Source organism: Neopararhizobium haloflavum (genome assembly GCF_002750855.1).
Classification (GTDB): domain Bacteria; phylum Pseudomonadota; class Alphaproteobacteria; order Rhizobiales; family Rhizobiaceae; genus Georhizobium; species Georhizobium haloflavum.
In genome coordinates this window covers 306,580-321,724 of the sequence record NZ_NWUC01000007.1, presented here as the reverse complement: position 1 = coordinate 321,724, position 15,145 = coordinate 306,580, and the positions used below count along the sequence as shown (strand labels likewise).

Sequence of the window (15,145 nt, the reverse complement as noted above, 5' to 3'; positions counted from 1 at the left end):
GTCGCAGGTTCAAATCCTGCCCCCGCAACCAAATCCTACACATTATCAAACGCTTGAACGCCGCCCTCCAGGGCGGCAGACCCGATGGCACAGCCAAGATGCCAGGCTCATGCCACTCCCCGCCGGCCGTCAGGCCGACTGTTGCTACGTCGGCATGCTGCTGATCTGGTCTCTCCACACCCGCGATCGATTCGTTGCCTTTCTCCACATGAGTGGAACAGACTCATCCGGAGTCAGGAACGTCTCAGGGGAATGTCACATACAAAATGACCCTGTCCGGAAACAGGGGGACACCTCGAAGCCTTCACTGCGCTGATGGGTCGGCTAAGTCCGCTTGCGTGATTGCATCAGGCAGGTGTTATGCAGGCTGTGTCGTCCATGCCCTGTAGTCTTGCGACGTCGTCGGCGCGCCGCTCCAGCACGGCGCGCTGGTTGATGTAGCCCTTGTCGGTGATTTCGCCAGCGTCGACGTCCGGCGGCGCGGCCAGGATGATGGCTCGCGCGGCGTAACGTGACGATCCGCCGCCTTCGGCTTTCAGCCGCGCCAATCCCCTGGCGACGATCTCGCGGACCGCTTGATTGCTTATGATCGCTTGCCCTTCGGCCGCTTCGCCGAGCCCGGCGATCTTGCGGCAAGCGGCCAGATTGGGAAAGATCAGGAAGCCGACCTCATCGCTGTCATGGCCGGTCACCACGATATCCTGCGCGACGGGATCCAGCGCAGAGATGCCGCGTACCCTGAGATCGCCGACGCTGACCCAGGTGCCCGAGGTGAGCTTGAAGTCCTCGGAGATGCGCCCGTCGAAAAAGAGACCCGCTTCGGGCCGGACCTTGTCGGCGAAACGCACGGCATCACCGGTGATCAGGAAGCCCTCCTCGTCGAAAGCCTTGGCAGAGAGCTCGGGCTGCTTCCAGTAGCCCGGCATGACGTTGGCGCCCTTCACCCGAATCTCCAGCTTGCCGGCATTGGGCACGAGTTTCACCGTCGTGCCCGGCGCCGGCACGCCGATATTGCCACTGCGCTCGGCCTGAAAATGGCAGTCAGTGGCGAGCGGCGCCGTCTCGGTGGCACCCCACGAGGCGACAAGTGGCGTCACCTTTCCGGTGGTCGCCACCGACATCGCGCGCAGCGCGTCCCATATGCTCTGGGGCAGGGCGGCCGCCGCGTAGAAAATCACGTTGGTGGAAAAGAAGGCGTCCCGGAATTCGGCATCCTCCTTCAGCGCCTCGGCCAGCATGCCATAGCCGCGTGGCACGTTGAAGATGATCGTCGGACGCACGGCCTTGATGTTGGCGATGGTTCGCCCGATCAGATGCGGCGCCGGCCTGCCGTCGTCGATGAAAAGGGTGCCGCCGTTCCTCAGCATGATGTTGAAGTTGTGGTTGGCCCCGAATGTGTGGCTCCAGGGCAGCCAGTCGCAGATGATCGGGGGTGCTGCCTCGAGCATCGGCCATACGGCGGCGCGCGCCTCCTGGCTGGAGGTCAGCATCCTGTGCGTGTTGATCACCGCTTTCGGCGTCGCGGTCGATCCGGAGGTGAAAAGGAAGCGCGCGATCGTCTCCGGCGTCAGCGCCGCGAAGGCGCGGTCCACCGCGGCTTCATCCATTTCGGCCGCGACCGCGTCGAAGTTCAAGGCGTTTGCGCCGGCGGCCTCGGCATTCTTGCTTGCCACGATGGCCATGCCAGGCCTTGAGATGGCCGCGAGCGCCGAGCGGTACTGCTGGGCGTCGCTGACATAGACTGCGCCTGGTTCGATCAGCGAGACGATCGATTTCAGCTTTTCATGGTCGGCCGACATCAGGGAATAGGCCGACGAAATGCTGGCGACAGGTACGCCGACATAGATCGCGGCCATGGCCATAAGCGCGTGGTCGACAGTGTTGTCGGAAAGGATCGCCAGCGGCCTGGACGCATCGAGCCTCAGACCGAGCAGCCACGTGCCGATCGCCCGCGCTTTCGCACGCGCCTCGGCATAGGTCACGCCGCGCCAGCCGCCGCTGCCATCGCTTTCGGCGACAAGAAGCCGTTCCGGCGCCTCCTCGGCCCAGTGCTCCAGCCAATCGCCGATGGCGCGGACCGGTCGGGGCAACGGGATGTTGCTGTCCAGCAGGATCGAGCCGTCGGCGCGCTCCGTCATCGTCACGCTCGGCGCCCTGAAGAGCGCGGAATGCGGACGGGTTTCCTCCGTCGAAATTGCCTGTGCCGTCATTGGCTCCTCCCATGTGGTTGCCGGCCCGTCTCCTCACGAGCCGCCGATGTCGTCAGATCGCCGTCAGCGTCTCCGCCAGGAACCGAATGATGCGAAGCCTGTCGCCCAGCCGGTGACGCGCGCCGAGAAATGCCTCTCCCAGCATGAAAGCCTGCGCGACCGCCGCCCGTCGTTCGGCTTCTGCACCTGTAATCCCTGCCTCCGCCATCAACTCGATGAAGAAGGCCGCGCGCACTTCGTCAACCTGGTCCACTGTCTTGCGGGCGAGCGGATCGCGCCTTGCCCAGCTGCGAATTGCCAGCTCGATATCGGCGCCCTTCTTCTCGGGCGGCGTCGTCGCCGGCAGCGACAGGAGCTTGACCAGGCGCTCGGTGCCGCCCTCTGCATGGGCACGAGCCCAGCGCGTGACCTGCACCGTAGCGCGATCCATCCAGTGTTCCAGGACACGTTCCAGAAGATGCTGACGGTTGCGGAAATGCCAGTAGAAGCTGCCCTTGGTGACGCCGATATCCCGCGCAAGTTCCTCGACGCGAATATCGTCGACATTGGCGTCGGCAAGATGACGCAAGGCGGCGGCGATCCACGCCTCGTCACTGATGCGTTGTGAAGTCTCACGTCCGGAGGCCTGAGCGCGCGGCGTGGAAGTGCCATTCGCCTGAGGGCGAGAACGCTTTCCGGTCATGGGGTCGTCCATTTCCATACGCTACCGTATTGACAAATTTTTGATCGACGCGCAAGCTCATGATGTTGATGGGATTTCGACATACCATGGCGCATGTTTTGCATTGATATGCTGCGCCTTTGCGTGTCGTTCTCCGGCCTGGATGGAGGCCGGCCGGAGGAGGAGGAAAAACGAACAGGGCGCCGTCTGGCGGCCAAGCGGGAGGAAAGTGCATGCAACTCAGAACCGTTCTGCTTGCGGGTGTCGCCAGCCTTAGTCTTTGCGCACCAGCACTCGCCGATGTCACCATCTGCGTGACGGTATCGGCCACCGGCCCAGCTGCATCGCTGGGTGCGCCGGAATATGCGACCATCCCCATGTTGCCGACAGAAATCGGCGGTGAGACGGTGAATTACGTTGCCTTCGACGACGCCACGGATCCGACGGCAGCGGTGCGCAACGTGCGCAAGTGCATCGAGGAAGACAGTGCCGACCTGATCATCGGTTCGTCCGCCACGCCGGGTTCCATCGCCGTCGCGGGCGTCGGAGCGGAAACCGGTACGCCGGTCATTTCGCTGTCGCCCGTCGGACTGGAAGGTGAGGCCAATGAATGGACCTTCCGCGCTCCGCAGAACGTGTCGCAGATGGCAAGTGCCTTGATCGGGCACATGGAAGCGAACGGTGTGACGACCCTCGGCGCGATCGGTTACTCGGATGCTTATGGCGACCAGTGGTTCGCGGAAATGGAGCGGGCTCTCGAGGGCACCGGCATCACCATGGCGCCGGTCGAGCGCTATGCGCGCAACGATACGAGCGTCACGGGCCAGGTCTTGCGGATCGTCTCGGCAAATCCCGATGCGGTGCTGGTCGTATCGTCCGGCACGCCCGGCGCGCTGCCCAATATCGCGCTCGGCGAGCGTGGCTATGATGGCCAGATCTACCACACCCACGGTTCAGCGAGCCTTGATTTCATCCGCGTCGCAGGCGAGGCGGCCGAAGGCACGGTCTTGCCGGTCGGACCGATCGTCGTTGCGGAGCAGCTTCCGGACGACCATCCGTCCAAGGATATCGGCATGAAGTACACCGCCGCCTACGAGGATGAGAACGGCGCCGACTCCGTCTCGTCCTTCGGTGGTCACATGTATGACGCCGGGCAGCTCGCCGCCGCGGCGATCCCGGTTGCGCTGGAAGCTGCCGAGCCAGGTACGGACGCCTTCCGATCTGCCTTGCGCGATGCGCTGGAGGGTGTCGAGGAGGTGGTCGGCGTTCACGGCGTCTTCAACATGACTCCGGAAGACCATTTCGGCCACGATGAACGCAGCCGCGTGCTCGTCACGATCGAGGGCGGTGCCTGGAAGTACATGGAATAGCCGGCCTTCCCAGGCTTTTCGCTCGGCGAGATCTTCACCGCCGGGCGGCATGAGCAAAACCCAGGCGAAACCCAGGCGACGCCAAGGCGAACGGACGAGACGTTGGATTTCACCATCGCGATGTTCCTCCTGCAGGACGGTGTCACCAACGGCGCGATCTATGCGCTGTTGGCCGTCGCTCTCGTGCTGGTCTTCGCCGTCACGCGCGTGATCCTGATCCCGCAAGGAGATCTCGTCGCCTTTGGTGGATTGACGCTGGCCGCGCTCGAGACCGGGCGCACACCTGGCTCCGTCTGGTTGCTGCTCGGCCTTGCGGCGGCGGCGACGGTCATGGAGGTCATCGCCTCGCGCAATCGCCTGCCACCTGGCCGGATCGCTCTCAACGCGCTGAAGATGGCCCTGCCTGCGCTCGTCATCGCCGCCGCCGTCCTCCTGCTGGCGCCGCTGCAACTGGGTTCAATCGTCAATCTCGTGCTCTGCGCATCTCTGATCATTCCCATGGGGCCATATCTCTATCGCACCGCCTTCCAGCCGCTCGCCGACGCTTCGGTGCTGGTGCTGTTGATCGCGGCAGTCGGTGCCCATCTGGCGATGACCGGGCTCGGCCTGGCCTTCTTCGGCGCGGAGGGTTATCGCACGTCCCCGCTTATCGACGCTGCGTTCACGCTTGGGCCGTTGACCGTCACGGCGCAAAGCCTTCTCGTCGTCGGCGCCACGCTGGCCCTGCTGCTTTCGCTGGCGCTCTTCTTCAGCCGCACGCTCATCGGTAAGGCGTTGCGCGCGTCGGCCGTCAATCGGCGCGGCGCGCGGCTTGTCGGTATCCCGACGGCGCGCGCAGGCTCGCTCGCCTTCACCATGGCGGCGGCGATCGCCGTCGTTTCCGCCGTGCTCGTCGCGCCACTTGCCACACTCTACTACGACAGCGGTTTCATCATAGGATTGAAGGGCTTCGTTGCGGCGATCATCGGCGGGCTCGCCGCCTATCCGGCGACCGTGGCGGCCGCGATCGGCGTTGGTATCCTGGAAGCCTTCTCCTCGTTCTGGGCGAGCGCCTTCAAGGAAGTGATCATCTTCGCCTCGATCATCCCGATCCTCCTGCTGCGTTCGCTGCGCAGCGCTCATCACGAGGAGGAGGAGTAGGCGATGCCGACGAGCGACCTGAAGCGTCTTGCCATCTTCGCCGCCGTGGTGCTGGCGCTGCCGCTTTTGCCCTTCGTGCCGAGTTTCTGGATCACGCTTTTCGTCTTCATCGGTATAGCGAGCCTTGTGGCGCTTGGCCTCGTCCTCCTGACTGGTGTCGGCGGCATGACGTCCTTCGGCCAGGCGGCATTTGTCGGCTTTGGCGCCTATACGACCGCGGTGCTGACAACCTCCTTCGGCTGGTCGCCGTGGCTGACCTTGCCGGTTTCGCTGGCGACAACGGGTGTCGCGGCGCTTGCCATCGGCCTCGTCACCGTACGGCTTTCCGGTCACTATCTGCCGCTGGGCACCATTGCCTGGGGGATGTGCTTCTACTACCTCTTCGGCAATCTTCAGGTGATCGGGGCTCACGATGGCATCTCGGGCATTCCGCCGCTCCATTTCATCGACCAGCCGCTGACCGGCGCGCGCGCGATCTACGTCGTCGTCTGGATCGCCGTTCTCCTCTCCATTGCCGGGACACTCAATCTCTTGAATTCCCGTGTGGGCCGCGGCATCCGTGCGCTTCGGAGCGGCGCGACGGCGGCCGAATCCTCCGGCGTGAACGTCTGGCGCGCCAAGCTGCTCGTCTTCGTCTACGCCGCGCTGCTCGCCGGGCTGGCCGGCTGGCTCTACGCCCACTTCCAGCGTGCGACGACGCCAGGCGCCTTCAACCTCAATATCGGCATCGAGTATCTATTGATGGCGGTGATCGGCGGCGCTGGCCATGTTTACGGCGCGATCCTCGGCGCGGCGATCGTCGTTCTTGCGAAGAACGTCTTGCAGGACGCAATGCCGATGATCTTCGGATTTGCCGGCAACTACGAGATCATCGTTTTCGGGGTTCTGCTCATCCTTCTGCTGCAGGTGTCGCGCGACGGGTTCTGGCCTGCAATCGCCGGCCGTTTCAGCCGGCTTAGCGGGGTGGCGGCGCCCATCGACACGACTTATCGACTGGCGAAGGGCGACATGACGCTGTCGCCTGACTTGCTGCTTGCAGTGAAGGGCGCCACCAAGCGCTTCGGCGGCCTCGTTGCAGTCAACGATGTCAGCTTCAAGGTGCCGCGGGGTCATATCGTCGGGCTTATCGGGCCGAATGGCGCGGGCAAAAGCACGACGTTCAACCTCGTTACCGGCGTGCTGGGAGTGTCGGAAGGCGAAATCCATTTTGCTGGCGAACGTATTGACGGACTGACGCCGCGTCAGATCGCAGCACGCCGCATCGCTCGCACCTTCCAGCACGTCAAGCTGGCACCCGGCATGAGCGTCCTGGAGAATGTCGCGATCGGCGCGCACAAACGGGGTCGCGCCGGCATGCTTGCCGGAATACTCAAGCTCGACCGCGCCGAGGAACGCCGCATATTCGCCGAGGCGGCGTTTCAGATCGAACGGGTCGGGCTCCAGGCCGAGATGCACCGCAAGGCGGGCGAACTGGCGCTCGGCCAGCAGCGGCTCGCAGAGATCGCCCGCGCGCTATGTCTTGATCCGGTGCTTCTGCTTCTTGACGAACCGGCCGCCGGCTTGCGCCATATGGAGAAGCAGGCGCTGGCAGCGCTGATCCGCCGACTCCGCTACGAGGGGATGAGCGTGCTTCTGGTCGAGCACGACATGGATTTCGTGATGCAATTGACCGACGAGATCGTCGTCCTGGATTTCGGCACCAAGATCGCGGAGGGCGCCCCTGCCGAAATCCGCCGCAACGAAGCGGTGATCGAGGCCTATCTCGGGACGGCGGCATGAGTGCGCTGTTCGAGATCGAAGCGATGTCCGTTTCCTACGGGGCGGTCGAAGCGGTGCAGCGAGTTGGTTTATCGGTTCCCGCCGGCGCAATCGTCACGGTGATCGGCGCCAACGGGGCCGGCAAGACAACACTGCTCGCTGCGGCCATGGGGCTCTTGCCCTCGCGCGGCACGGTGCGGTTCGACGGCGCCGATATCTCCGCGATGCCGGCGGAAGATCGGGTCGCAGCGGGCATCAGCCTGGTGCCGGAACAGCGCGACCTGTTCGGCTCGATGACCGTGAAGGAAAATCTCGATCTCGGCGCGTTCCGGCGCGGCCGGGCAGAGGCGGCGGACACGCTGGACGAAGTCTTCGCGCTGTTTCCTCGCCTTTCCGAGCGAAGCCGACAAGAGGCCGGGACGCTGTCCGGAGGAGAGCGGCAGATGCTCGCGATGGGCCGCGCACTGATGGCCAGACCACGCCTCCTGATGCTGGACGAGCCGAGCCTCGGTCTCGCCCCGCTCATCGTTCGCGATATCCTTGCGACCGTCGCCGGTCTGCGCGAGAAGGGCGTTTCGATCCTGCTCGTCGAGCAGAACGCACGTGCAGCCCTGAAGATTGCAGACCATGCCTACGTCATGGAACTCGGCGAGGTGACGGTGGAAGGCCCGGCCGCGAAACTGGCGAACGACCCCAAGATCGCCGAGATCTACCTCGGTGGCCCGAAAGAGATGCCGGCTGAAGACCGGACCCGTTGAGAAGGAACGCCGCGTGAGCCCAAGCGACATCGTCCAGACCGAGATCGTCGGAGAAATCGCGGTGCTGCGCTTCAATCGCCCGGACAAGCGCAACGCGGTGAACGATGCACTGATCGACTTCCTCGGCGGGTGGTTCGCCGCTCCGCCCAAAGGCGTCAAGGTGGCGGTCATCGCGGCCAACGGCGATCATTTCAGCGCCGGCCTTGATCTTTCCGAACATGTTGAACGTGACGCCTTCGGTGTGTTGAAGCACAGCCGTCGCTGGCACGACGCGTTGGAGAAGGTTCAGTATGGCGGCTTGCCGGTTGTCGCGGCCTTGAAGGGCGGGGTGATCGGCGGTGGGCTGGAGATCGCTGCCGCTGCCCATGTGCGGATCGCCGAGCCATCCGCCTTCTTCCAGCTTCCTGAAGGCCGGCGCGGCATCTTTGTCGGGGGCGGTGCCACGGTGCGCGTCGCCCGCATCGTCGGGGCGGACCGAATGACGGAAATGATGCTGACCGGCCGGCGCTATTCGGCTCAGGAGGGTCTTCGGCTTGGGCTGGCGCATTATGCGGTGGGCGAGGGCGAGGCGGAGGCCAAGGCGATGGAGCTTGCCCGCGAGATCGCCGGCAATGCCGCGCTTTCCAACTACATGATGATTCAGGCGGTCTCTCGCATTTCAGACATGGCGCCGGCCGAGGGGCTTTTCGCCGAGAGCATGGCCGCCGCGCTCGCGCAGACCAGCGGTGACGCCAAGGCCGGGCTCTCGGCCTTCCTGGCCAAGCAAAAGCCGCGTTTCGACTGAGGCCGAAGCGCGCCATCGTCGGTTCGCTTGGCAGGGTGTCCCCTGCGGGAGGACTTCACAGTCCAAGCGCGCTCAGGCCCGGATGTTCGTCCGGCCTTCTGCCTGGCGGCCAATGGAACTTCCGGTCGGCCTCGTCGATCGCCAGATCATTGATCGAAGCGATGCGTCGGTGCATCAAGCCGTCGGTCGAGAACTCCCAGTTCTCGTTGCCATAGGAGCGGAACCAATTGCCGGCGATATCGTGCCATTCGTAGGCGAAACGGACGGCGATCCGATTGGCATGGCTGGTCCAGACCTCCTTGATCAGGCGGTAATCCAGTTCACGAGTCCACTTGCTGACGAGAAAGCAGTGAACGGCCTCACGACCTTCCAAAAACTCGGTCCGGTTGCGCCAGAGCGTGTCGGCTGTATAGGCGAGAATGACCGTGTCCGGGTCGCGCGTGTTCCAAGCGTCTTCCGCCATGCGCGCTTTGAGGGCGGCGGTCTGTGCCGTGAAGGGAGGAAAGGGCGGGCGGGACATGCGGTGGTCTCCCGTTTCCCGTCGGTCGGACAAATCCGGACGATCAAAGATGACCGTCCGGCGATGGATCAGCGCTTTCTACCAGGCGTTGTAGGCCAGATACTTGCCGCTCATCTTCAGCTCGACCCGGTCGCCCTTCGGGCTCGGGATTCGGTCGATCTCCATATCGAAATCGATGGCGCTCATGATGCCGTTGCCGAACTTCTCGTTGATCAGTTCCTTGATGGTGTCACCATAGACGGCGACGATCTCGTAAAGGCGGTAGACACAAGGGTCCGTCGGCACCGCTTGTGAAAAGACCTTCGTGGGGTACTCGGCCAGAACGACGGCGGCCTCCTGCGGCAGGCCCAGATTTCTCGTCAGCAGATCAGCCTTTTCCCGCGGAAAGGCGTTCATGCCGAGGCAGGCGGATGTGGTGAACACCTCCGACATGCCGATATCGGCGGCGATCTTCCCCCAGGTCAAGCCTGCGGTGCGCTTCTTCTCAATGATCATTTCTGTCACGTCGATCTTGTTCATCATGTCAGCGTTTCCTCGTTCCTGATGTGATTTTGACAGTCCGCCGCGCCTTCACCCAGCGAGCGAGACCAGATGGGGCCGGGCGCTTTCGGCATCCGGCGCCGGCGAATCGTCTTCGGCGCCGGGGCGCACCGTGGGCGGTTGACGCCGCGAACCATCCTTTTCGCGCGGGCTGGCCGCGATCTCCGCTGATCGGCTCGACAGGAAGTCGACGAGATGGTTGCGGATCTTGTAGTAGGCCGGATGGTGGACCATCTCGGTGCGTTTGCGTGGCCGGGGGATGTCGATCACCACGCTTTCTGCGACCTGCGCGAAGGGTCCATTGCTCATGAGCAGGATCCGGTCGGCGAGCAGGATGGCCTCGTCGACGTCGTGCGTGATCATGAAGACGGTCTGGCCGCTGTCCTGCCAGATGCGCAGCAATTCGTCCTGAATCGTGCCGCGCGTCAGTGCGTCGAGTGCCCCGAATGGCTCGTCGAGCAGAAGGAGCTTCGGTTCGGTCGCAAACGCACGGGCGATCGAGACGCGCTGGCGCATGCCGCCGGAAAGCTGTGAGGGCTTGCGATGCTCGGCGCCATTGGTCAGGCCGACCATCTCCAGGAATTTATAGGAATGCTGTCGTATCCTTTCCGCCGACCAATCCGGGTGACGCGCCTTGACCCCGAAGGTGACGTTCTTCAGCGCGGTCAGCCACGGCAGCAGCGAATAGTTCTGGAAGACGACGCCGCGTTCGAGGCTCGGTCCCGAGACCTCCCGGCCGTCCATGGTAACGACCCCGTCGGTTGGCTCGTCGAGGCCGGCAAGCACGTTCATGATCGTCGACTTGCCGCATCCGGAGTGCCCTATGATGCAGACGAACTCGCCCTTCTCGATATCGAAATCGACATTCTCGAACACGGTCAGCGTATCGTCCTTGCCGCTTGGAAAGCGCTTGGCAAGGCCATCGATCTGGAGGAATGGCTGAGACATGGCGTTCTCCTATTCGGTGTAGGTGACGAAGCGCTGCAGGCGCGCGAAAACCGCGTCGAGGGCCATGCCCACGACGCCGATCATCAGGATTGAAAAGATCACGCTGTTGAGATCGAGGTTGTTCCACTCGTTCCAGACGTAATAGCCGATACCGGTACCGCCGACGAGCATCTCGGCGGCGACGATGACCAGCCAGGCAATGCCGATCGATATGCGCATGCCGGTCACGATGGTCGGAGCGGCGGCCGGAAGGATGACCTGGAACGCCGTCTTGAGCGGTCCTAACTCGTGGGTCCGCGCCACGTTCACCCAATCCTTGCGCACACCCGCGACACCGAACGCGGTGTTGATCAGCATCGGCCATATCGAGCAGATGAAGATCACGAAGATGGAGGATGCCTCACTGTCCTGGATGATGAACAATGCCAGCGGCATCCATGCCAGCGGCGAAATGGGGCGCAGGACCTGTATGAAGGGATCCAGCGCCTTGTACATCAGCGGCGACATGCCGATCAGGAATCCGACCGGCAGCGCGATCAACGCGGCCAGGAAGTATCCCGAAAGGACACGCATCAGGGAATAGGCGATCTGAATGCCGATTCCCTTGTCATTGGCTCCGGTATTGTGGAACGGGTCCGACAGTTCCTCCCAAGCCTTGCCGATGACTTCGGACGGTGGCGGGACGCCGGCACGCTGGCTGCCGGCACCCATCAGGCGCTCGTACTCCGTCAGCTCTCCGCCACCGCCTTGGGCCTGCGTGTTCGTGGCGAGCTCCCATGCCCCGAGCAGGGTGATGAGAAGGACGATCGATAGCAGAAGCGCCCGGAAATCGTAGGACCGTGTCATCGATCACGACCTCCGGATGTCGAAGCTCTCGACATAGGCTTCGGGCTCTGCCGGATCGAATGTCTTGCCCATGATGACATGGGATTTGTAGGTCTCGGCCGGAGGCTCCAGCCCGAGATCACGCATCACTGTGGCGCAGTCGGAGGCGAGATAGACCCTTTCGGCAACGCCTGCATAATCGATGTCTCCCTCGATGTAGCCCCAACGCTTCATCTGCGTGAGGATCCAAACGCCCATCGAATGCCAGGGGAACGGATCGAAATCGATTCGGTCGGGAACGTCCTGCACATTGCCGAGACCATCGGCATAGCGGCCGGTCAGCACCTGCTCGATGACCGGAACCGGCTGGTTGAGATAGTTGGTTGGGGCGATCGCTTCTGAAATCTCCGATCGGTATTCCGGGGCGCTGGCATATTGGGTGGCGTCGACGATCGCCTTGAGCAGATTGCCGTAGGTGTTGGGGTGGGTCTCGGCAAACTCCTGTGAACAGGCAAAGGCGCAGCACGGATGACCTTCCCAGATATCCTTCGTCAGGATGTGGATGAAGCCGATCTCCTCCCACACCGCGCGCTGGTTGAACGGGTCGGGCGACAGGAAGCCGTCGAGGTTTCCGGCGCGCAGGTTCGCCACCATCTCCGGCGGTGGAACGACGCGGATCTGGATGTCGCGATCCGGATCGAGCCCGTGCTCGGCGACATAATAGCGAAGCAGGAAATTGTGCATCGAGTATTCGAAGGGGACGCCGAAGGTCATGCCTTTCCAGAGCGAGACGTCCTCGTTCTTGTCGCGGTGGTCATTGTGGAGAACAATGGCTTGTCCATTGATGTTCTCGACCGCCGGCATCAGGAAGGGCGTCGCGGTGGAGCCGGCGCCGAGGGTGATGGCGAGCGGCATCGGCGTGAGCATGTGGGAGGCATCGTATTCGCCATTGAGCGACATGTCGCGTGCGACGGCCCACCCCGCCGTCTTGATCACACGGGTATTGAGACCGTAGCGCTCATAGAAGCCCAGCGGTTCGGCCATGATGATCGGTGTCGCACAGGTGATTGGCACGAAGCCGACGGACAGGTCGGTCTTTTCCGGCGTGCCGATGTCGTCGAGGATGGCGGCCTTCACCTTGTCGATCGGCAGGACAGAGGCAAGCGCTGCGGCCAGGGTCGTCCCGCCGAGCATCTTGGCGAAGGATCGTCTCGAAAGGTCGTTGTGTCCAAACATCGAGCGAACGACGGCGCTTTCCACGGCACGTTCCAGCATGTCGTCGCTGCTCATTGCCGGTCGTGACACGGATTCAGCCGTGAGCTTGCCTGCATCGGTCATGCACCCGGCACAGGTGCACGAGACGCCATGCCTCAGATCTGTGTCGCCGTCATACGGATTTCCCAAAGACTTGATCGTCATCTGCTGACCCCTGTTTTGTCTGACGCAATCCATGCCCTCGTTGTCGAGCGCTTGTTGTCGAAGACCATGAAGCAAGGGGTGTGCCAAATGGGGGAGGAGGGGCCGTACGCCTTCAAAAGCTGCGATTGAAGCGACCACGGCACAGGCATAAATTTACGAAAATGCGTAATTTACACGATCTCGTAATCCGATTATCATTTTTCGTAATGGAGGGCCTCGCCTTTGGAGCTTGCCGACATCCGAGCGTCTCAGGTCGACCCGTCACCCGACGGGAAAGAGACGATCGATCTATCCCAGGTTCTTTCGGATGGGTTCGATCGCGACATCGAGGCCATGATGGTGGTTGAACCCGCCACAAATCGCATAATCCGCGTGAATGCAGCTGCGGCTGCGCTATTCGGAACGGACTGCGCGACGCTCAAGCAGACAAAAGTCACGCGGCTCTACCAGCGTTCGCTTGCGGCATTGCATGTGATGACGGAGGAGGCGCTTGAGCGCGGGCATGCCTTCAGCCGCGATATCGCCCTGGAAGGGGAGGCCAATGGAAAGTCCGACGTCGAGCATAGCGCGCTTTCGGTTCGCCGCGGGAGCAGAGCGTATCTCCTGCTGCGCATATGCGATCTGAAAGCCAGGCGCCGGCGGACGATTGATGAAGAGGCCAACAACTACCATCGCCAAGGACTGGAGGAGTGGCGGCGCGCGGAGCGCTTCTTCCGCGAGATCGAGCGCGAGAACCAGCTCATCCTGGCCGCCGCCGGCGAAGGCATCTACGGCGTCAATGCCGATGGTGTCACGACATTCGCCAACCCGGCCGCCGAAGCCATGCTGGGATATGGCGCCGAGGAAATGGTGGGCCAGGACATGCACCGGATGGTGCACTACAAGCATCCCGACGGCAGCCACTACCATTCAGCCGATTGTCCTATCTACAAGGCCTTCCGCGAAGGCACGGTGAACACGGTCGACGACGAAGTGTTCTGGCACAAGGACGGCCGACCGGTGCGTGTCGAATACACCTCAACGCCGATCAGCGACAACGGCGCCCATATCGGCGCGGTGATCGTTTTCCGTGACATTTCCGAACGCAAGCGCAACGAGGAGAAACTGCGGGCGACGCTCGAGGAGAATGCGCGGCTGCGCGAGCGACTGGAGATGGAGAACGCCTATCTTCAGGAAGAGATCCTGACGCAGGCCAATCACTACGACATCATCGGAAACACGCAGCCGATCCACAAGATCTTGCAGCAGATCGACCTCGTCGCGCCCACCGACGCCAACGTGCTGATCACCGGCGAGAGTGGCACCGGCAAGGAGCTTGTGGCGCGCGCGATCCATCAGGCATCTCAGCGCCGGGACCGTCCGCTCATCCGCGTCAATTGCGCGGCCATTCCCCGCGATCTTTTCGAAAGCGAGTTCTTTGGCCATGTCAAAGGTGCCTTCACCGGGGCGGTTCGCGACAGAATCGGCCGTTTCGAGCTTGCCGATGGCGGCACGATCTTCCTCGATGAGGTCGGCGAAATCCCACTCGATCTCCAGTCGAAGCTGCTTCGCGTGTTGCAGGACCGGAGATTTGAGCGCATTGGCGAAGAGCGCACCCGCGAGGTCGACATTCGGCTCATCGCTGCGACCAATCGCGACCTCAAGACGGCGGCTGCCGAAGGGCGGTTCCGGGAGGACCTCTACTTCCGGCTCAACGTCTTTCCCATCGATTGCCAGCCGCTGCGCGCGCGCCGGGACGATATTCCGCTTCTTGCCCAGCATTTCCTGAAAATCGCCTGCGCCCGTCTCAACATTCGCGAACCGCTGCTCACCCGCGCCAACATCGAGGAGTTGAAAGCCTATTCATGGCCGGGCAACGCGCGGGAGCTGCAGAACGTCATCGAACGCGCCGCCATCCTTGCTCGCAATGACCGCATGGAGTTCCATCTCAAGAGTCAGGTGGAGACGCCCGGCAAAACAGTCGGCGATAAGCAAAGGGACGCTCCTGTCGACGGACCGGGCGATATCCTCACCGCCGCCGAGATGCGGCAGGCAGAGGCCGCCAACATCAAGCGCGCGCTGCAATCGGCGAACGGGCGTGTCTCCGGGCTCGGTGGGGCAGCGGCGCTTCTTGCGATGAAGCCGACCACTCTCTATTCCAAAATCAAGGCTCTCGGCCTTGATCAGGCAGGATTCTGACGGAAAGCCGCGCTAGGCGCGCTCATCCGCCCCG

13 protein-coding genes are annotated in these 15,145 nt (G+C 62.9%); 6 read left to right on the top strand and 7 right to left on the bottom strand.

Features of this window, described 5'->3' with window-relative positions:
- Positions 1 to 347: 347 nt before the first annotated feature.
- Both CN673_RS16460 and CN673_RS16455 read right to left on the bottom strand, forming a co-directional pair.
- On the bottom strand, positions 348 to 2,210 hold the full coding sequence (locus CN673_RS16460; RefSeq protein ID WP_099867452.1) for a feruloyl-CoA synthase: 1,863 nt from the start codon (positions 2,208 to 2,210) through the stop codon (positions 348 to 350).
- 52 nt (positions 2,211 to 2,262) lie between these two features.
- Entirely contained in the window at positions 2,263 to 2,892 is a 630-nt protein-coding gene (locus CN673_RS16455) for a TetR/AcrR family transcriptional regulator (RefSeq protein ID WP_157928926.1), read from the bottom strand.
- Between the two features lie 212 nt (positions 2,893 to 3,104).
- On the opposite strand from CN673_RS16455, the gene CN673_RS16450 reads away from it, so the two are divergent.
- The 5 genes from CN673_RS16450 (at position 3,105) to CN673_RS16430 (ending at position 8,681) form a co-directional block, all read left to right on the top strand.
- On the top strand, positions 3,105 to 4,241 hold the full coding sequence (locus CN673_RS16450; RefSeq protein WP_099867450.1) for an ABC transporter substrate-binding protein: 1,137 nt from the start codon (positions 3,105 to 3,107) through the stop codon (positions 4,239 to 4,241).
- A gap of 102 nt (positions 4,242 to 4,343) precedes the next feature.
- Positions 4,344 to 5,381: a branched-chain amino acid ABC transporter permease gene (locus tag CN673_RS16445; RefSeq protein ID WP_099867449.1), complete on the top strand. Its 1,038-nt coding sequence runs from the start codon at positions 4,344 to 4,346 to the stop codon at positions 5,379 to 5,381.
- Between the two features lie 3 nt (positions 5,382 to 5,384).
- Positions 5,385 to 7,160 (top strand): branched-chain amino acid ABC transporter ATP-binding protein/permease, encoded by a 1,776-nt coding sequence (locus CN673_RS16440; protein ID WP_099867448.1) that lies wholly within the window; start codon positions 5,385 to 5,387, stop codon positions 7,158 to 7,160.
- Positions 7,157 to 7,897 (top strand): ABC transporter ATP-binding protein, encoded by a 741-nt coding sequence (locus CN673_RS16435; protein WP_099867447.1) that lies wholly within the window; start codon positions 7,157 to 7,159, stop codon positions 7,895 to 7,897. The genes CN673_RS16440 and CN673_RS16435 overlap by 4 nt, the downstream gene beginning before the upstream one ends.
- A gap of 13 nt (positions 7,898 to 7,910) precedes the next feature.
- Positions 7,911 to 8,681, top strand: coding sequence for a crotonase/enoyl-CoA hydratase family protein (locus CN673_RS16430; RefSeq protein WP_099867497.1), 771 nt, complete (start codon positions 7,911 to 7,913; stop codon positions 8,679 to 8,681).
- Positions 8,682 to 8,736: 55 nt separating this feature from the next.
- On the opposite strand, the gene CN673_RS16425 is transcribed toward CN673_RS16430, so the two are convergent.
- The 5 genes from CN673_RS16425 to CN673_RS16405 all read right to left on the bottom strand — a co-directional run bounded on the left by CN673_RS16425 (position 8,737) and on the right by CN673_RS16405 (position 12,927).
- Entirely contained in the window at positions 8,737 to 9,201 is a 465-nt protein-coding gene (locus tag CN673_RS16425; protein ID WP_099867446.1) for a nuclear transport factor 2 family protein, read from the bottom strand.
- Between the two features lie 78 nt (positions 9,202 to 9,279).
- Positions 9,280 to 9,723 (bottom strand): cyanase, encoded by a 444-nt coding sequence (gene cynS, locus CN673_RS16420; RefSeq protein WP_245409959.1) that lies wholly within the window; start codon positions 9,721 to 9,723, stop codon positions 9,280 to 9,282.
- 48 nt (positions 9,724 to 9,771) lie between these two features.
- The gene (locus CN673_RS16415; RefSeq protein WP_099867445.1) at positions 9,772 to 10,689 is read right to left on the bottom strand and encodes an ABC transporter ATP-binding protein; all 918 of its coding nucleotides are present in this window, start codon (positions 10,687 to 10,689) and stop codon (positions 9,772 to 9,774) included.
- A 9-nt stretch (positions 10,690 to 10,698) separates the two neighbouring features.
- Complete coding sequence (gene ntrB / locus CN673_RS16410) at positions 10,699 to 11,535, bottom strand: nitrate ABC transporter permease (RefSeq protein WP_099867444.1); 837 nt, start codon at positions 11,533 to 11,535, stop codon at positions 10,699 to 10,701.
- Positions 11,536 to 11,538: 3 nt separating this feature from the next.
- Entirely contained in the window at positions 11,539 to 12,927 is a 1,389-nt protein-coding gene (locus CN673_RS16405) for a CmpA/NrtA family ABC transporter substrate-binding protein (RefSeq protein ID WP_370853063.1), read from the bottom strand.
- Between the two features lie 339 nt (positions 12,928 to 13,266).
- Here CN673_RS16405 and CN673_RS16400 point away from each other — a divergent pair, with 339 nt between their 5' ends.
- Positions 13,267 to 15,111 carry a sigma-54 interaction domain-containing protein gene (locus CN673_RS16400; protein ID WP_099867495.1) on the top strand — a complete coding sequence of 615 codons (1,845 nt, stop codon included), beginning with the start codon at positions 13,267 to 13,269 and terminating at the stop codon, positions 15,109 to 15,111.
- The last annotated feature ends 34 nt before the right edge of the window (positions 15,112 to 15,145 follow it).